The following is a 17,360-nucleotide window of genomic DNA, read 5'->3' on the forward strand; positions in this document are numbered from 1 at the left end:
CGTGCGCATCTCGGCCAGGGCGAACGGATCGTCCAGCGCCGAATCAGCCAGGGTCGCGCTGGTCACCAGCACCCCGTGGGCGGGCAGGATCACCGCATTGGTCAGCGGTTCGGTGGGGTCCACCCAGTGGCGGCGGCAGGCGGCGTCGACCACCCGGCCATAGAGGAAGGTGGCGTCGAACCAGTCGACGAAGTCCGGGTCGTCGTCGACGTCCTCGTCGATCGCCCGCAACATCGAGCGCCAGGCCGGGAGCGTCATGCGCGCCCTGCGGTCGAGGCCGCGCAGCGCGCCTTCGATGCGCGCCCGTTCGGTCCCCGGCAGCGACGCGGCCGCGTCGTCCAACACGTCCTCCAGATGGCGAGCCAGCGCCAGCAGGGGAGCCTCGACCTTGGCCAGCGCCGCGGAGGCCGCGCGCGCGGTCTCGCGCACCCGATCGAGCGCCGGTCGCGCCTCGCACTCCATCCCGGCCTCCTGGGCGCCGAAGCCCTTCTGGCTGGTGCGGGCGCGAAGCTGTTCCAGCAGGGCCACCAGGAAGGTTTCGATCGGCCCGATCGGGTTGACCTCGCCGTTCGGCGGCGCGATCCGCCCCGACCAGCCCTCGCCCGGCAGGATGGCGGCGGCGCGGGCGACCTCCAGCAGAGCGGTGCGCGCCTCCTCGCGCTCGCCCAGCACGTCCAGCAGCCGCGCCTCCAGACCTCTGCCCCGTCGACCGCGCCCTTCCGGTCCGCGGATCCACCGACGGAGCTCGGCCGCCTCCGCGCCGGACAAGGCCGCAGCGAAGGCCGCGTCGGCGGCGTCGAACAGGTGGTGGCCTTCGTCGAAGACGATGCGCTTGAGCTGGGTGGTCTCCACGTCGGCCTTGGCTCCACGCGCCGCGCGCGCGCCGTCGAACGCCGCCTGGGTGAGCACCAGGGCGTGGTTGGCGATGACGATATCGGCGCGGCGCGACCCGCGGATCGCCTTCTCGACGAAGCAGGTGCGGTAGTGAGGACAGCCGGCGTGGATGCACTCGCCGCGCCGGTCCACTAGATTGGCGGCGCTGGCCTGGCTCATCGGCGCGATCGAAAACAGGGTCGGCAGCCAGGCCGGGAAGTCCCCGCCAGTCATGTCGCCGTCGCGGCTGGCGCGCACCCAGCGCGAGGTCAACGCGAGGCCCACGAGATCACCGCCGCCGAGCTGGGCGGTATTCACCGCATCCTGGAAGTTGAGTAGGCACAGGTAGTTCTCGCGACCTTTTCGCACCACCGCCTTGCGCGCCCGCTCCGCGGGATCGGGATAGATCGCGTGGCTTTCGCGCTCGATCTGGCGCTGCAGCGCGCGGGTGTAGGTCGACACCCAGACCGACGGCCCGTTCGCCTCGGCCCACAGCGACGCCGGGGCCAGATAACCCAGGGTCTTTCCGACGCCGGTGCCGGCTTCGGCCAGCATCATCCTGGGTTCGCCCTCACGGTCGCGGGGCTGGAAGGCGAAGGCGGTCTCGGCGGCGAATTCGGCCTGCGAGGGCCTGGCCTCGTCCAGGCCAGCGCGCTCCAGCAGCAGCTTCAGGCGCGCGGCGGCGGCCTCGGGCGCGATGGGCTTTGAGCCCGCCTCGCCGGGCGGCGCCTGGTCTTCCCATTCGGGGATGCGCGACCAGGCGTCGAGGCCGGAGGTGCGGAAAGCGTTGCCGACCGGGGCCGAGCGCAGCGCGCCGATCACCGCCGGGCCCCACGCCCAGCCGCCCCGCGCCAGGGTCTCGGCCACGGCGAGCGCCTCCTCCCGGCTGGGCTCGGGCGCGATGGCGAGGTCGGCCAGCAGCACGGCGCAGGCCCGGCGCAGCGATTCGGCCTGGGCCGCCGCCCCCTTGGGTTCCGGCATGCCCAGCGCCAGGGCGATGCCGGCCGCAGACGGGGCGCAGAACCGCGCCGGACGGACGAAGGCGAACAGTTCCAGGGCGTCGAACAGGCCTCGCCCGCGAGGCGGCGCATGCAGGCCCAAGCGCTTGGCGGTCATCGCCGCGTGGGCGATCAGCACGGGCCCCTGCTCGAACAGGTCGCGCGCCTCAGGCGCACGAACGGCGCGCGCTTCGCCGGCGTCGGCCACGGCGGCGCGCGGCCCGGGCAGCACCACCAGGGCTGGCGCGAGATCGAGGCTTGGCGCAAGCGCGTTCACCGCGGATTGCTAGCCGAGTTCGGAGGCGAACGAAACGGAAACCTGATCCGACGCCGGTCAGATCAGCGCAACAGGCCCAGCAGGCGCAACATGTCGAGGAGGCCGATCCACAGCGATGAGAACAGGGTCTTCCACCAGGGCGCCTTGGCCGGCGGCGCGGGCTCGGGAACTGCGGCCGGCGCAGGTTCAGCCTGAGCGGCGGTCTCCTCGGCCGCCGGGAAATCGGCCACCACCGGCGCTTCGACCGCCGGCTGCATCGGCTCTGCCGTCGTCGTCGCGGCGTCCGCAGCGCTGTCGGCTGCAGCGGCGCTGGCCGCGGGCGGTGCGACCGCAGGCTTCGGCGCAGGCGCAGCGTTCGCGGCCACAACGGGCGCCGAGTCGGGCTTGGGCTTTGGCTTGGCGGGCGTAGTCAGCGCGTAGCGCCCGACGATCTCGTCGTCGCCGGAGCGGCGCCAGTATCCCTTGCCATCCTTGCAGGCGAGGACCGTGTCGCCGCTGTAGGGCTGCCAGCGGCATCCCGGCGGCGCGGCGTCTTGGGCGTCCGCCGCCAGCGGTGCGGCCAGCACGACAGCGCCTGCCAGCCCTGCCAAGAACGAAGCGATGCGGATCATGTGCGGCCCTCCCGCGCTAAACAGGCCCGGCGCGGGCGCCTGCGTCAACAGGGATGAAACGTAACGGGAACATGCTATAGCCGCGACCATGGCCGACGACGCCGCTCTCGCCCGCGACCTGTTGCCCGACCGGTTCGCCGATTGGTTCGCGGCCCGCGGCTGGGCGCCGCGCGCCCATCAGCTTGAGATGGTCGCGAAGGCCCGCGCCGGACGCGACGCTCTGCTCATCGCGCCGACCGGCGGCGGCAAGACGCTGGCGGGCTTCCTCCCCAGCCTGATCGAACTGATGGATCGGCCGCCGCCGAACACGCCGCGCGGCGTCCACACCCTCTACATCTCGCCGCTGAAGGCGCTGGCCGTCGACGTCGAACGCAACCTGATGGCCCCGATCGCCCAGATGGGCCTGCCGATCACCGCGGAGTCGCGCACCGGCGACACCGGCCAGGCGCGCCGCCAGCGCCAGCGGATCAAGCCGCCGGACATCCTGCTGACCACGCCCGAACAGCTCGCCCTGTTCTGCGCCTGGGAAGGCGCGCGTCTGTATTTCCAGGACCTCGCCTGCGTCGTCGTCGACGAGATCCACGCAATCCACGCGTCCAAGCGCGGCGACCTGCTGGCGCTCGACCTCGCCCGTCTGCAGCAGTTCGCGCCGAACCTGCGCCGCGTCGGCCTCTCGGCGACGGTGGACGACCCCGACGTCATTCGCACCTGGCTGGGCTATGCGCCGGAGGATGGCGGCGGACGCGCTGTCGACCTGGTGCGCGGTCCCGCCGGCGCGCAGCCCGTGGTCGACGTGCTGTTGTCGGAAGGCCGCGTGCCCTGGGCCGGCCACACCGCCCAGCACGCCATGCAGGAGGTCTACGACGTCATCCGACGCAGCCGGACCGCTCTGGTCTTCGTCAACACGAGGTTCCAGGCGGAGTTCGCGTTCCAGGAACTGTGGCGACTGAACGAGGACAACCTGCCGATCGCCCTGCACCACGGATCGCTCGCGGCCGAGCAACGACGGCGCGTCGAGGCGGCGATGGCGCGGGGGGAGCTTCGCGCCGTGGTCTGCACCTCGACCCTCGACCTCGGCATCGACTGGGGCGACGTCGACCTGGTGATCCAGCTCGCCAGCCCCAAGGGCGCCTCGCGCATGGTCCAGCGTATCGGCCGCGCCAACCACCGGCTGGACGAGCCCAGTCGCGCCCTGTTCGTGCCCGCCAACCGCTTCGAGATGCTGGAATGCCAGGCCGCGCGCGAGGCGATCGCCGAGAACCGCTTCGACGGCGATCCGGCCCGGGTCGGCGCGCTGGACGTGCTGGCCCAGCACGTCCTGGGCTGCGCCTGCTCCGAGCCGTTCGACCTGGTGGCGCTCTACGAGGAGGTGCGCGCCTGCGGCCCCTACCGCGCCCTGGCCTGGGAAGACTTTGAGGCGGTGGTCGATTTCGTCTCTACCGGCGGTTACGCGCTGCGAACCTACGACCGCTTCCGCCGCATCGTGAAGGGCCAGGACGGGCTCTGGCGCGTGCGCAACGCCCAGACCGCCCAGCGCCATCGGTTGAACGTCGGCGCGATCCTGTCGCCGGCCGTACTCAGCGTGCGGCTGGCGGGGCGTCGAGGCTCCGTCGGGCGCAAGATCGGCGAGGTCGAGGAGGGTTATCTGGAGCTGCTGGAGGTGGGCGACACCTTCGTCTTCGCCGGCCAGGTGTGGAAGCTGGTGGGCGTCACCAGCCTCGACGTGCTGGTCAGCCCCGCCGCCGACAAGGACCCAAAGATGCCGTCCTGGGGCGGCTCCAAGTTCGCGCTGTCGACCTACCTGGCGCAGCGGGTGCGCGAGCTGATGTACGACCAGGCGCACTGGCAGGTGTTGCCGCTCGACGTGCGCGAATGGCTGGAAGCCCAGCGCGACCGCTCGCGCATCCCGGCCGAATCCGAGATGCTGCTGGAGACGTTTCCGCGCGGAAAACGCTGGTTCATGGTCTGCTACCCATTCGAAGGCCGCCTTGCGCACACCACGTTGGCCATGCTGCTGACGCGGCGGCTGGAGCGGATGGGCGCGGCCCCGCTGGGCTTCGTCTGCAACGACTACGCGCTGGCCATCTGGGCGCTCAAGCCGTTGGACAGCCTTGATTTCGACTCGCTGTTCGCTGAGGACATGCTGGGCGACGACCTCGAAGACTGGCTGGCCGACAGCTTCATGATGAAGCGCGCTTTCAAGGGCTGCGCGATCATCTCCGGCCTCATCGAGCGGCGCTTTCCGGGCACGGAGAAGTCCGGACGCCAGGTGACCTTTTCCACGGACCTGATCTACGACGTGCTTCGACGCCACCAGCCCGACCACCTGCTTCTGCGCTGTGCGCGCGAGGACGCCGCCACCGGCCTGATCGATGTGGCGCGCGTGGGCCAGATGCTGGCGCGGATCCGCGGACGCATCCTCCACGCCGACCTCGACCATCTGTCGCCGTTCTCGGTGCCGATCCTGCTGGAGATCGGCAAGGAGCGGGTGCCGGGCGCGGCCGGCGAGATGATCCTCACCGAAGCCGCCGACGACCTGATCGCCGAGGCGTTGGCGTGAGCGCGGCGCCGCGTTTCGTCTACGATGTCGCGGCCAGCGCCTGCGGCGGCCTGCGCACCCTTGTGGCCGGCGTCGAAGTGCTGCTGCGGGCCAGCGGCGCGCTGTGGATCGAGAAGCGCCGCACCCTGGTCGCCGCCGACCTGCACCTGGAGAAGGGTTCGGCCTACGCCGCGCGCGGCCAGATGCTGCCGCCCTACGACACCCGCGAGACGCTCGGCCGGCTGGAGCGCGAGGCCGATGCGCTGTCGCCGGATATCATCGTCCTGCTCGGCGACACCTTCCATGACCGCGGTTCGGAGGCGCGCCTCGCTGACGACGACGCCGAACGGCTACGGAGCCTCGCGCGACGCAGCCTGCTGGTCTGGGTGGTCGGCAACCACGACGCCGACGGCCCGGCCGCCCTCCCCGGCGAGGTGGTCGACGAACTGGACATCGAAGGCCTGCGCCTGCGCCACGAACCGCAGGACGGTCCGCAGCCGGGCGAATTGTCCGGCCACCTTCACCCCTGCGCTCGCGTGGTCGCCAGCCGCGGCAGCGTGCGCCGCCGCTGTTTCGTCACCGACGCCGAGCGCGCGGTGCTTCCGGCGTTCGGGGCCTATGCCGGCGGCCTGAACGTGCGGGATGCGGCCTTCGCGGGCCTGTTCGCCCGGCCGCCGATCGCCGCTGCGCTCGGGGCGTCGCGCGTGCACGCCGTCGGCTGGCGGTCGCTGGGACCGGACTAGATCGCTCGTCGGCGCTTGACGCAGATCGCGCTGCCTTATATCGCTTATTAGCAATATAACCGACTAGCGATCAATGAGCCTGCAAACCGAGCCCCTCGACCGCGTCTTTGCGGCCCTAGCCGACCCCACACGACGCGCCATTCTGGCGAAGCTGACGGCGGGCGAAGCGACGGTGAACGAGTTGGCCGCCCCGTTCGCCCTCGCCCAGCCGACGATCTCCAAGCACCTGAAGGTGTTGGAGGCGGCGGGCCTGGTGTCGCGCGGCCGCAGCGCACAGACACGTCCGGTCCGGCTGAATCCCGCCGCCCTCGCTCAGGTCGACGGATGGCTGGGCGACTACCGCGGGTTCTGGGAACAGAGCTTCGATCGCCTCGACGCCTACGTGAAAGACCTCCAACAACAGGAGAAGCCCCGATGAGCGACGAGCCCGAAGCCGCGCGCACCCTGGTCGTCACCCGGGTCTTCGACGCCCCCTCCCGTCTGGTCTTTCTGGCGCACAGCAAGCCCGAGCACGTGATCCGCTGGTTCGGACCGGTCGGTTGGCCGCTGACCATGTGCGAGATGGACTTCCGCGTCGGCGGCCGGTTCCGGTTCGCCATGACCGGCGAGAGCGGCGTGCAGAACCCGCCGTTCGGCGGCGAGTACCTGGAGATCGTCCCGGACCGCAGGATCGTCTACGACAACGCCTTCGAGGCGCCGGGCTCGCCGCTCATGGTCACCGCCCTCGACTTCGACGAGGTGGACGGCAAGACCACGCTCACCATGACCACGGTGTTCGAATCCCAGGCCATGCACGACGAGTACGTCGGCGTCGGCATGGAGGACGGGATCAACTCCGGTCTAGACCAGCTCGCCGAGGTGGTCGCGGCGTTGAAGGCCGTCTAGGGCGCGGCCTGGGCGTAGACGATCGAGTCGTAGACCCGGCCATTCGCTTCGAACGTGAAGTCGCGCATTGGCTGGCGCGCCATTCCCAGCCTCACCATCACGGCCTGGGAGCGCAGGTTGTCGCGCGCTGTGAAAGCGATGATCTCGCGGAAGCCGCGCAGGCGGAAGCCGTCGTCAAACACCGCGCGGGCCGCCTCGGTGGCGTATCCCTGTCCCCAGGCGCTTCGCACCAGCCGCCAGCCGACTTCGACCCCCGCCCCCAGCGAGACATGGCGTTCATGTATGGGCAGGATACCGACATAGCCTACGAAGCCGCCGCCGCGGGAGTCCACCGCCATCCGACCATATCCCAGCCTGGCGAAGGCCTCGGCGTAGCGTTCCAGCTTGGCGTCGCTCTCGGCGCGCGTGAAAGGCGCGCCGTAGTCGCGCATCACCTCAGCGTCGGCATGCATCTCGGCGAAGGCGTCGCCATCGGATGGCAGCAAAGGTCTCAGGACCAGGCGGTCGGTCTCGATGCTCATCGCCGCAGCGCCTAGAGCCTGAGCGCCTTCTCCAGCGCCATGGCCAGCGAGATGCAGGCGCCGGCTGTCAACGTGGTCGAAAGCCGGGGATAGCGGGCGGGCACGTCTGGCGCTGCGTGATCGAACAGCCACTGCAGCATGAACGCCGCCATGAAGCCGCAGATCACCAGGGCGGCTCCCATCTCCGCCCGGCCCATGACCAGCAGCCAGGCGGCGATCGGCGATATCACCGAGGCGGCGAGGCGGCCAGCGCGCGGATCCTCGCGCCCGCTCTCCAGGCCCCATCGCACGCCGCCAAGGAAACTGAGGACGACGGCCGACCAGGTCAGGATGGTGGTCAGCGCGCCGGGGCCAAGATCATTGGGCGCAAAAGCGTAGATCAGGGCCGAGGCCGGAAACGGAAGCAGCGCCAGGACGGCGATGATCCACAGCGGTGCAGGTGCAGAACGGGCTTCCATCGTCGGTTTCGGCTCCGTGTCGGGGGAGTTTCGGGTCTCGACGGGACGTTTCACGCCCGGGCGCAAGCTTCACCTGGAACCATGGCCCGCATGGTGCGCCCAGGTAAAGACCCCTGCGACAACATGCCGGGTTCGGACGATCAGCGGGTGAAGACGGCGAGACGCGCGATCGTCACCTCATCCAGGGCGCCGGTGGCCACGAAGCCCTGGTCGCGCTGGTAGGCGGCGATGGCCATCTGCAAGGCCGGCGAGGACGAACCGTCGCGAGGGCCCTGGTAGTAGCCGAGCCGCGAAAGGGCGCGCTGGGCGGTCATCACCGCGGCGCTCGGCGCGCCGGTGGCGGCCACGGCTGTCACGCCGCCCTGCGCCGGGCGAAAGCCGGCGGCGCTGCGTTCGGCGACGCTGCGGCCTTCGGGCGTCAGCTTGGCGCGGGCGCGGGCCGCGCTGCTGCGCGATTCTCCGTCGCCCGTGCGCGCGGCGATCAGGTACCACTTGTAGGCCTCAGCGGCGTTCTGGCTGACGCCGATGCCTTCTTCGTAGAGCCGGCCCAGGTTGTACTGGCTGTCCACCAGGCCCAGGTCAGCGGCCTTGCGGAACCACTGAGCGGCCAGGGCTGCGTTCTTGGCGCCGCCGCCAGTGCCTTCGAAGTAGTAGAGGGCGAGGTTGTGCATCGCCTTGCGATCGCCGCCGGAGGCTGCGCGCTCGGTCCAGCGACGGGCTTCGGCGAGGTCGCGCGGCAAGCCGACGCGACCCTCTTCGTAGACCTTGGCCAGATAGAGCTGCGCCGGCGCGTGGCCGAGGTTGGCCGCCTTGCGCAGCTGCTCCATGCCGCCCGGCGCCTTGGCGTCGATCGCGGCGACGGCTGCGGAATAGAGCGCTCCCAGGTCGACATCGCTCTGCACGGCTGGCGCGACGGAAGCGACCTCGCGCGGGACGAGCGCGACGGCGGCGCGCGGATTGGGACCGAAGGGGTCAAGCGCTTCGTTTTCAGACTTGGCGATCGGTTGTCCGACCTGGTCGCGGGCCTCGGCGACACGCTTGGGGGCCGCACCCTGCGGAGCGCCCTCCATAAGCACGAAACCGGCCGCGCCGACGCTCAGGAACGCAGCGCCGCCCGCCACCAGCAGCGCCGTCTGCAGGGTGGAACCGCCGCCCTTGCCGCGATTGAAACCCAGGCCGGCGAAGAGTGAGGCGCCGGGCGCTTTCTTGGCCGAAGGCGATCTAGCTGCGGGGTCCGCCGCGGGTGCGGTGTCGCCGGACGCCGGCTTGATGGTCTTTTCCTTGGACGTCCGATCCTTGCGGGTGCGCGCTTCGCCGCCTTGCGAGGCCAGTCGTGCAGCCGCGCGCGCCTGTTCGATGACTTCGCGCGTGGTCAGCGGGCGTTCGACCTGGGCGACGGCTTCGAGCTCCACCTCAGGTTCAACGACAGCCTCGATTTCTGCCTCGATCTCCGCTTCGGGATCGGCGAGAGCCTCGGCTGGCGTATCGTCCCACGCAAGGCCAGGGCGTTCGTCCGCCGGCTCAAGATCGACCGGGTCGAGCGTCACCGGCTCCAGATCCACCGGCGTCAGATCGAGCGCGGCGGTCTCGGTCGTCGCCGCCGATGTCAGTTGATCGTCGGCGAGCGCCGTCGGCACATCCAGGTCTGCGGCATGCGACCACTCCGAGTCCGCGTCGTCATGGACCTGCGGACCGGCCAGCACGGTGTCGGGCGCGCGTTCGGCGATGGTTGGATCGGATTCCGGTTCGGCCTCAGCGGGGGATTTGGCCTCCTCAACCTCGAAGATGTCGGCCGGCTGGAACGCGTCGCCGTCAAAGCCGGCGGGCGTAGGGTCGAGGTCTTCGTCGGCGAAATCGGTGGGCGCCAGGCGTTCGGCGGAGAATGGCGCCACGTCGGCGCCATAAGCCCCTACCCCGGCCAGGCCATCGGGCTCCGGCGGCCCTAATGGCGGGAAGGGTTCGCGTCCGTAGATGGCGGCCGCGGCGTAGGACGCTGGCCCGCGCGACTGGGATTCCGCCAGCCGTTCGTCGATCTTGGCGCGGGCCTCGTCTAGCAGGCGCGCGGTGCGCTGCTCGCTGAGCCGGATGCGTTCGGAGAGGTCTTCCGAGGCGCGGTCGTGACGGGCGCTTATTTTGTCGGTGACCCGCACGACCTGGTCGCCGACCTCGTCGATGGCCTGGGCGGACCGGCGCTCGGCGGCGCTGATCCGTTCGCCGAGGCGTTCGGTCATGCGGGCGATCTCAGCGCCCAGCTTTTCCAGCGCCTGAGCGTGGACCACGTCGGTGCGGCCCAGCCGGCTCTCGACGGTTTGCGCCAGGCGCGCGACTTCGCCGCCCACGGTGTCCATGACCTCGACGCTGCGGGTCTCGGCCTTCTGGACGCGGCGGTTGAGGCTGTCGGCCATCGCCAGTACTTCGCGGCCCATGGTCCCCACGGCCAGCGCCTGGCGCTGCTCGGCCAGGCGGACCTGCTCGCCGATCTCGGCAAGCTTGGATTCCACACGCTCGATGCGGGCGTCGGGGGCGACCCGAAGCTGCTCGGCGATCTCGCTGCGCACGCCTTCGACGCGGCGGGTCAGTTCATCGGCCAGACGCTCGAGGCGGCGTTCTACGCCAGGCGCGCCGGCCTGCTCCACCCCGCCCAGCCGTGCGTCCAGCGCGGCCAGCGAGTTGCGCAGGCTCTGCAGGGCTTCGGCGGTCTTGCCCTCGGCTTCGTTCAGCCGCTGGAACTGTTCGCTGTTGCGGCTTTCGCCCTGGTAGAGCTGCGAGGCGACCTTGCCGAGCGTTTGCTCGATGACATGCAGGGCTTCGGGCGAGCGCGGCCCCGAAGCGTCCTGCTCCAGCCGGCGCATGCGCTCGGTGAGCCGGCCCTGGCCGTCCTGAATCTCTTCGGCCAGCCCTTCGAAGCGGGCGGCGACGGCGACGCTTTCACGTTCGGCGGACTCTATCCGAGCGACCGCCTCGCGCACGGAATGTTCGACGCCGGTGATCACCAGGCCGGTGCGGGTCTCGGAGGCTTCCAGGCGTTCCGACAGCCTGTCGAAGGCGCCGGCGACCCGATCGAGCTCGTCGGAGGGGTGTTCTACGGTTTCAAAGCGTCCCGGCCCGGCCTGCGCCGCGCGCGGCACCTCGACGTAGCGGGAGGGGCGACCGGCGAAGTGCGCCTCGGAGGTGACCTCCTCGGGCGTCTCGTCCTCCAGGATCATCCGGTTGAGCCACTCGCCCAGCGTCATGCCGGAACGACGCGCAAGGTCCTTCGCGACCTCACGGGCCTTTGGGTCGATCCCTTTGACGCTCCAGGGCGTCCCAGACGTCATCGAATCGTTCTCCAGGCTCGTCTCGACGCTACCCACCGATTCCTGGGGTGTAAACGCGACGTTATCGCTAGATGTTGTGTTGGGCATGATGAGCTGTGGACGACAGCGGCCCCACCACCGCTTAGGCCACATCCGAATCACGATTATGGTTAAGCGGCCATTAAGACTTCCCGCAGCCTCGGTGGGATCACTGCGCGAGAACTCGATGGATCTGCCGCTCACCCTGGCGCTGACAGCCGCGACGCTGGCCTTCGCCGTCGGTTGCGGCTGGATGGGCGCGCGGCCGCCGAACCCCGCCCGCGGGCCCCGACTGCTGCCCTACCGGTTCATGATGCTGCTGGGGGCGGCGATCCTGCTGGTCTTCCTCGTACACCTGGTCAATCTGATGGGCGTCACCACCGGGCGCTGACCGCGGCTCAGGCGGCGTCCGGCAGGGCCGCCGCCTCCTCCGGGCGCTTGGGCCTGCGCGCCAACCCGGCCATGCCGCCCGACGACATCAGGCCCACGTCGGCCAGCGCCAGCGGGATCGCCCAGCGGTTGGGCGCGGCGATATAGCGCGGCTGCCAGGTCGGGTCGTACTTCTCCTTGTACCGGCGCACGCCCTGGAAATTGTAGATCTCCTCGCCGCGCTCGAACAGCAGCCGGCCGACCCGAGACATCATCGGCGCCAGCGGCCTGTCGTCGAGCCCGGCCAGCGGCGCCATGCCGAACTCGAACGCGGTGTAGCCCTCCGCCCTGCCCCATTCGAGAAGCTCGACGAACAGGAAATCCATGATGTTCTTCGGCGCATCCTCGGCATAGCGCATGAGGTCCATGGAGAAGGCGCCCAGAGTCGCCGTAGTCCACAGGGTCGCGAACGCCACGATACGCCCCTCGAAACGCGCCACCGCCACCGGGAATTCCGCCACATAGGCCGGTTTGAACCCGCCCATGGTGAAACTCTTCTCGCCGCCCGCGTGATGGGACAGCCACTCGTCCGAGATCGCGGCCAGTTCCGTCATCGCCGCCTCGACGGCCGCCCCCCTGAGCACCTCGAAGCTGCATCCGTCCTCGCCCGCCTTGCGCCAGGCGCGCCGCAGGTTGCCGCGCCGGCGGCCCTCGATGCTGAAGGTCTCCAATGGCACGGCGGCCGACTCGCCCACCTTCTGGATGGTGAAACCCAGCTCGACGATGTCGGGCAGATCCTCGGCGGCGATGTTGTACATAGCCGGCCTCGCGGCGTGGGCGTCGGCCAGTTCGCGGAACCGCCACAGGAGCTCGAGCCGCTCGTCGCGGCGGCCGACCGGCGCGCCCATGGCGATCCAGGCGCGACCGCGCACGCCGAACATCAGGAAACTCTCCCCCGAGGAGGAGAACAGGAAGCGCTTGTCGCCCAACAGCGCCAGGTTCGAGCCGGGTTCGGCCTCTTCCGCTTGGGCTAGGATCGCACGCACCTTGGCGTAGTCGGGATCGGCCTCGCCGACCACGCGCGGCGGAGCCGCGGTCGCCGCCAGCCGCCAGACCCCGAAGGCGAACAGCGCCACCGCTGCGCCCGCCCAGGCGCGGATGGCGCGGGCCGCGTCGTCGTCCACCATCACCCGCCACCAGGGCTGGTCGGCGTAGTCGGCATGCTGGAACGACCACAGGCCGATCAGGCCTGCGCCCAGCAGCACGGCGGCGCTGGAGACCAGCCAGCCCGGCGTGATCTCCATGCGCGACAGCCGCGCCTGGCGGGTGAAGGCGCCATGCAGCGGCGCCAGCAGCAGCGCTAGCAGGCAGAGCGCGGCCGTCTCTTCCCAGACGAAGCCCTTGAGCAGCGCCAGCGGGGCCGCGACCAGCAGTGACACCATGGTGGCCGCCCACGCCGCGTCGAGCCGCGCGCGGACGCCGAACGCCAGCAGCACGAGCGCCAGGCCGATCACGCTGGAGAGGAAGTGGCTGACCTCGATCAGCAGCACCGGCGTGATCTGCATCAGACGGATGAAGCGACCGGGTTCGGAGGGCGTCGCTCCGGAGGCCAGCAGCATCAGGCCCGCCGCCATGGTCAGAGCCGCGCCCAGGTTCGGGGCCACGCTGTAGACCGCCGGCTTCAATTCACGCAGGAAACGCATCTGTCGCCGCAAAGCCGTTGTCGAGGCGAACGCTTATATCCCGATTTGCCCTGGTCGCACCGCTTGCCTGCCGAGCTGGCGGATTCGACTCACGTCAGCGCAATTGATCGTTGACCTTCAGCAGCATAGGTTCTGCGCTGACATCGAATCTGCCTGGGGCCAATCATCAAAATGCGTGCACTTTCCTCAGCAGCCGTGGCCCTGGGCCTGGCCGCATCACTTCTCACAGCCGTTCCGGCGAACGCCCAATACGGCATGGACAAGAAGCAGCCCAAGAACGCTGCGACCCCGGAGCTGCCGCGTTGCGCCAAGCCCCTGGGCACCGCGGCGATCCAGGAGCCGGAGAACCGCTGGTGGACCCAGCTCGGCCTCTCCAACCCAGAGGCGTTGCTGAAGCTGTTCGCCGCGCGGTCCAACTGCCTGCGGATCGTCGATCGCAACGGCGGGCTGGCCATGCGCAACACTGAGACGGCGCTGGGCGCCTCGGGCGACCTGCGCCGCGGCTCCAACATCGGCAAGGGCCAGGTGGCCTCGGCCGACTTCTTCATCGTGCCGGATATCGCAAACTCCGACTCCAACACCGGCGGGGCGGCGATCGGCGCGATCGCGGGTTCGTTCCTGCCGGGCGGCTTCGGTACGCTGGCGGCCGGCCTGCGCACCAAGAAGGCTCAGGCGCAGGCGCTGATCACCCTGGTCGACGCGCGCTCCACCGAGCAGCTCTATGTCGCCGAGGGCGTGGCCCAGAAGACTGACATCTCGTTCGGCGGCGGCGGCGGCGGCTTCGGCACCACCGGCTTCGGCGCGGCGGCCGGCGGCGGCTATGCCGACACCGACATCGGCAAGGTGATCACCGCGGCCTACTTCAACGCCTTCGTGAACCTGATCGGCTATCTGCAGACCTCGGCGCCCACCGGCGCGGAGGCCTCGGCCAACGCCGGCATCCAGGCCTATCAGGCCAAATCCAACGTGGTGCTGCGCAAGACCCCCTCGCCCAGCGCCGGCGCCGTGCGCAGCTTCGCGCCGGGCGACCTCGTCTATCCGACCGGCCAGAAGAACGGCATCTGGTGGGAAGTCGACGACGAGAACGGCAATCGCGGCTGGGTCTCTTCCGCGATGATCAGCACGCGCTGAGTTCGGAGCCGGTCGGCTCAGGCCGACCGGCTCCGCCACAGTTGTTTCGGAACCGCGCCTGGGCTGGTGGGTTGACGTCGGACCCCCGAAGCAACCCAGCGAGCGTCATGATGACCAGCGAAACCATTGACCGAAGCGAAGCCGAGAAGCGTCTCTGGAACGAGTTCGGCGGCCACCGCACAGTGATGCTCGGCCTCGACGGCGGCGATGCTCACTTCCAGCCCATGACAGCCTTCGCCGAGCCTGACAGCGGGACCATCTGGTTCTACGCGCGGACCGATGGCGACCTCGCCCGCCACGCGGGCGCCGGCCAGGCCGCGACGATGATCTTACAGACCAAGGACCTGCACGCCTGCCTCGACGGTCAGCTCAGCGTCCAGGCCGACCGCGCACGCATCGACAAGTACTGGAGCCCGGTCGTCGCGGCGTGGTACCCTGAAGGCAAGGACGACCCCAACCTGACCATGCTGCGCCTCGACGCGGCCGACGCCCAACTCTGGATCACGGAAGCCGGGCCGCTGAAATTCATGTGGGAGATCGTCAAGGCGAACGCCACGAAGAGCACGCCGGACCTGGGCGAGCGCACCGATATCAGCCTGCACTGATCGCTCACGCCAAGCGCCACGTCCGCCGCCCCGTCCCCACCGCGCGACGGGGCGGTTTGCATTTGAGCCTGCGCAGTATGCGCCAACAACCTCTGCTACGAGCACCGGCGCGCGCTCAGGTGTTGATGAGAATCATTAGCTGGCATCCGTCTAATGTTGAATCGACTGATCTTTTCCACGCCTTGAAGAAACATGCGAAGATTTATCGGACTGCGCGCCTCCATGCGTCGAGTTCTCGACAGTCTTTGAGTGCGAGGATCGATAACTTGCAACCTATGCCGTGCGTCGGCGTTCGATTCTCCGATGGACGGAACTCTGCAAGCCTTGCAAAACCGACTGCTCGCCAGCCTTCCGCGCGACGATATGGCGTTGCTCGCGCCCCACCTGAGCGTCGTGAACCTGGAACGTGGGCGGCTGTTGCACGACCCCGGTGACAAGATCGACACCGTCTACTTTCCGCATGACGGGGTGATCTCACTGATGACCCTGATGGAGAGCGGCGCAGCGATCGAGAGCGCCACCATCGGCTGCGAAGGCGCGTTGGGTTTGATGGCTGCGGTAGGGCCGCGCCAGGCCCTGAGCCGCGCGATCGTGCAGACGCCCTGCAAGGCGGAGCGCATCAGCGTCCATCACATCCACGAGGCCTGGGAGCGCAGTCCAGCCCTGCGCGACCTCGTCGATCGCCACACCGAGGCGCTGTTCGGCCACGCCATCCAGTCGGTGGCTTGCAACGCCCTGCATTCGGTGGAGGCGCGGTTCGCGCGCTGGCTGCTCACCTGTCACGACCGCATTTCGTCGGACAGGATCGCGCTGACCCAGGAATTCCTCGCCGACATGCTGGGTGTGCAACGCACGACCGTCACCGCGGTGGCCCGCGGCCTGCAGACCAAAGGCATCATCCGCTATCGCCGCGGCGTGGTGGACATCATTGATCGCCATGCGCTCGAGGGCGTCTCATGCGAATGCTACGGCGTTGTGCGGCGGACCTACGAGCGGCTGCTGCCCTGATCCTGGAACGGGAAGCGTAGGCGCGCGATGACGCCGGCGCTGGGGTCGATCGAGAATTCACCGCGCACCTGGGCACAGAGACTTCGCACGAACCACAGGCCGAAACGTTCGCGGCCCGCCGCCGAGCCGGGATCGAAGCCCTTGCCGTCGTCGCTCACCAGCAGTTCGCAGCTCTCGGAATCAGGCCGCGACAGGCGGATCCGCACCGTCCCGCCCGCGTCCGGCACGCCATGGGTGAGCGCATTGCCAACTAGCTCCTGGACGATCAGAGCCAGGGTCGAGGCCGCCTGATCCGGCACAACAAGTGGTTCGACCTCAAGCACGACCTCAGCGGGGCGCGACCCGTGACGACGGCGCCAGATCGGCGCCATCTCCGTCAGATAGGCGGCGAAATCTATTCCGGCGGGCGTCCGCTTCTGTTCCAGCCCGCCGACCGATCCGATGGCGTCGGCCAGCCATAGCAACTGGCGCTTGGCCTCGGGCTCGGCTGAGCGCTGACTGCGCATGCGGGCCAATGCGGCCAGCAACTGCAGCGTGTTCGCCGTGCGATGGCGGGCTTCGGCCACGCCGATGGTCTGGTCGTCACTCGCCATGTTCGCGGTGGCCCTACCACCCCAAGTCCAAGCTGATCGTCGCTGTGTCCGCGTCTGCTTCTGTCGCGGCTGCGACTAGATGCTCGGGAACGGGCGGGCAGTTATCCCTTGCCGGCGCGCGGTTGGAAGCGGCGTGCGTCGCGTTCGAGCGGCCAATGCGGCGGCAGCCAAGGCGCACCATTCGAACGCGCTCGGAAATCCGCGATTCTTGAAGTGCTTAGGCGACGCATTCGCAGATGGCATCCTAAAGGATGCGACCCCAGGTCGCAGGCTCCGGACGGACTGAATCGGCGCTCAGGTCGCGACAAGGCATTTTTACCCGGAAGATATTGCATTCTATTTTACCCGGATATATTACGTTCGTCATGAACACGCCGCTGATCTTAGCCGAGGCGGACGCCGGCCCGTTCGCCGTCTTCGCGGGTACGCGCCTCGTCGCTCACGGCCTGCTGCCGCAGGTTGTCGCCGCCGCCAAGGCCGCGTTGGACGACGGAGAGACATCGAGCCTGCTGATCTTCGATGACGCCACTGGCCGCCAGGTCGAGGTCGACATGCGCGGGACGGTAGACGAGGTGATGCGCCGGCTAGGGCCCGCCGTCGTCCCCCGCGGGCCTGGGCGTCCGAAGATGGGCGTGGCGGCGCGCGAGGTGACCTTGTTGCCGCGTCACTGGGAATGGCTGGCCGCCCAGCCCGGCGGCGCATCTGCGGCGT

Annotated in this window: 16 protein-coding genes; 9 read left to right on the top strand and 7 right to left on the bottom strand. The window is 69.5% G+C overall.

Features of this window, described 5'->3' with window-relative positions:
* A partial coding sequence (locus tag Q8R27_RS10405; RefSeq protein ID WP_305698956.1) for an ATP-dependent DNA helicase occupies positions 1 to 2,148 on the bottom strand: 2,148 nt, incomplete at its 3' end.
* A 62-nt stretch (positions 2,149 to 2,210) separates the two neighbouring features.
* Positions 2,211 to 2,759 carry a hypothetical protein gene (locus tag Q8R27_RS10410; RefSeq protein WP_305698957.1) on the bottom strand — a complete coding sequence of 183 codons (549 nt, stop codon included), beginning with the start codon at positions 2,757 to 2,759 and terminating at the stop codon, positions 2,211 to 2,213.
* A gap of 88 nt (positions 2,760 to 2,847) precedes the next feature.
* Here Q8R27_RS10410 and Q8R27_RS10415 point away from each other — a divergent pair, with 88 nt between their 5' ends.
* The 4 genes from Q8R27_RS10415 to Q8R27_RS10430 all read left to right on the top strand — a co-directional run bounded on the left by Q8R27_RS10415 (position 2,848) and on the right by Q8R27_RS10430 (position 6,926).
* Positions 2,848 to 5,319, top strand: coding sequence for a ligase-associated DNA damage response DEXH box helicase (locus Q8R27_RS10415; RefSeq protein WP_305698958.1), 2,472 nt, complete (start codon positions 2,848 to 2,850; stop codon positions 5,317 to 5,319).
* The gene (pdeM, locus tag Q8R27_RS10420; protein ID WP_305698959.1) at positions 5,316 to 6,041 is read left to right on the top strand and encodes a ligase-associated DNA damage response endonuclease PdeM; all 726 of its coding nucleotides are present in this window, start codon (positions 5,316 to 5,318) and stop codon (positions 6,039 to 6,041) included. The genes Q8R27_RS10415 and pdeM overlap by 4 nt, the downstream gene beginning before the upstream one ends.
* A gap of 73 nt (positions 6,042 to 6,114) precedes the next feature.
* Positions 6,115 to 6,459 carry a helix-turn-helix transcriptional regulator gene (locus Q8R27_RS10425; protein WP_305698960.1) on the top strand — a complete coding sequence of 115 codons (345 nt, stop codon included), beginning with the start codon at positions 6,115 to 6,117 and terminating at the stop codon, positions 6,457 to 6,459.
* Positions 6,456 to 6,926, top strand: coding sequence for an SRPBCC domain-containing protein (locus Q8R27_RS10430; RefSeq protein WP_305698961.1), 471 nt, complete (start codon positions 6,456 to 6,458; stop codon positions 6,924 to 6,926). The genes Q8R27_RS10425 and Q8R27_RS10430 overlap by 4 nt, the downstream gene beginning before the upstream one ends.
* Here Q8R27_RS10430 and Q8R27_RS10435 read toward each other — a convergent pair.
* The 3 genes from Q8R27_RS10435 to Q8R27_RS10445 all read right to left on the bottom strand — a co-directional run bounded on the left by Q8R27_RS10435 (position 6,923) and on the right by Q8R27_RS10445 (position 11,258).
* A complete protein-coding gene (locus tag Q8R27_RS10435; RefSeq protein WP_305698962.1) occupies positions 6,923 to 7,447 on the bottom strand; it encodes a GNAT family N-acetyltransferase in 525 nt (174 codons plus the stop codon). The two genes, Q8R27_RS10430 and Q8R27_RS10435, sit on opposite strands and share 4 nt — an antisense overlap.
* Positions 7,448 to 7,458: 11 nt before the next feature.
* On the bottom strand, positions 7,459 to 7,905 hold the full coding sequence (locus Q8R27_RS10440) for a DUF3429 domain-containing protein (protein ID WP_305698963.1): 447 nt from the start codon (positions 7,903 to 7,905) through the stop codon (positions 7,459 to 7,461).
* A 140-nt stretch (positions 7,906 to 8,045) separates the two neighbouring features.
* Positions 8,046 to 11,258, bottom strand: coding sequence for a peptidoglycan-binding protein (locus Q8R27_RS10445; protein ID WP_305698964.1), 3,213 nt, complete (start codon positions 11,256 to 11,258; stop codon positions 8,046 to 8,048).
* A 169-nt stretch (positions 11,259 to 11,427) separates the two neighbouring features.
* Between Q8R27_RS10445 and Q8R27_RS10450 the strand changes: the two genes are divergently transcribed.
* Positions 11,428 to 11,631: a hypothetical protein gene (locus Q8R27_RS10450; protein ID WP_305698965.1), complete on the top strand. Its 204-nt coding sequence runs from the start codon at positions 11,428 to 11,430 to the stop codon at positions 11,629 to 11,631.
* A 7-nt stretch (positions 11,632 to 11,638) separates the two neighbouring features.
* Here Q8R27_RS10450 and Q8R27_RS10455 read toward each other — a convergent pair whose 3' ends face one another.
* Positions 11,639 to 13,312: a GNAT family N-acetyltransferase gene (locus Q8R27_RS10455; protein ID WP_305698966.1), complete on the bottom strand. Its 1,674-nt coding sequence runs from the start codon at positions 13,310 to 13,312 to the stop codon at positions 11,639 to 11,641.
* Between the two features lie 171 nt (positions 13,313 to 13,483).
* Between Q8R27_RS10455 and Q8R27_RS10460 the strand changes: the two genes are divergently transcribed.
* The 3 genes from Q8R27_RS10460 (at position 13,484) to Q8R27_RS10470 (ending at position 16,056) form a co-directional block, all read left to right on the top strand.
* The gene (locus Q8R27_RS10460) at positions 13,484 to 14,443 is read left to right on the top strand and encodes a CsgG/HfaB family protein (protein WP_305698967.1); all 960 of its coding nucleotides are present in this window, start codon (positions 13,484 to 13,486) and stop codon (positions 14,441 to 14,443) included.
* A gap of 110 nt (positions 14,444 to 14,553) precedes the next feature.
* Positions 14,554 to 15,048: a pyridoxamine 5'-phosphate oxidase family protein gene (locus tag Q8R27_RS10465; protein WP_305698968.1), complete on the top strand. Its 495-nt coding sequence runs from the start codon at positions 14,554 to 14,556 to the stop codon at positions 15,046 to 15,048.
* Positions 15,049 to 15,351: 303 nt separating this feature from the next.
* Positions 15,352 to 16,056 carry a Crp/Fnr family transcriptional regulator gene (locus Q8R27_RS10470; RefSeq protein ID WP_305698969.1) on the top strand — a complete coding sequence of 235 codons (705 nt, stop codon included), beginning with the start codon at positions 15,352 to 15,354 and terminating at the stop codon, positions 16,054 to 16,056.
* Here Q8R27_RS10470 and Q8R27_RS10475 read toward each other — a convergent pair.
* Positions 16,035 to 16,649 carry a sensor histidine kinase gene (locus Q8R27_RS10475; protein WP_305698970.1) on the bottom strand — a complete coding sequence of 205 codons (615 nt, stop codon included), beginning with the start codon at positions 16,647 to 16,649 and terminating at the stop codon, positions 16,035 to 16,037. The genes Q8R27_RS10470 and Q8R27_RS10475 overlap by 22 nt on opposite strands.
* A gap of 365 nt (positions 16,650 to 17,014) precedes the next feature.
* On the opposite strand from Q8R27_RS10475, the gene Q8R27_RS10480 reads away from it, so the two are divergent.
* The coding region (locus Q8R27_RS10480) for a DUF2239 family protein (protein ID WP_305698971.1) at positions 17,015 to 17,360 on the top strand (346 nt) is incomplete at its 3' end.

The sequence above is a fragment of the Phenylobacterium sp. genome (genome assembly GCF_030697305.1).
GTDB lineage: Bacteria > Pseudomonadota > Alphaproteobacteria > Caulobacterales > Caulobacteraceae > Phenylobacterium.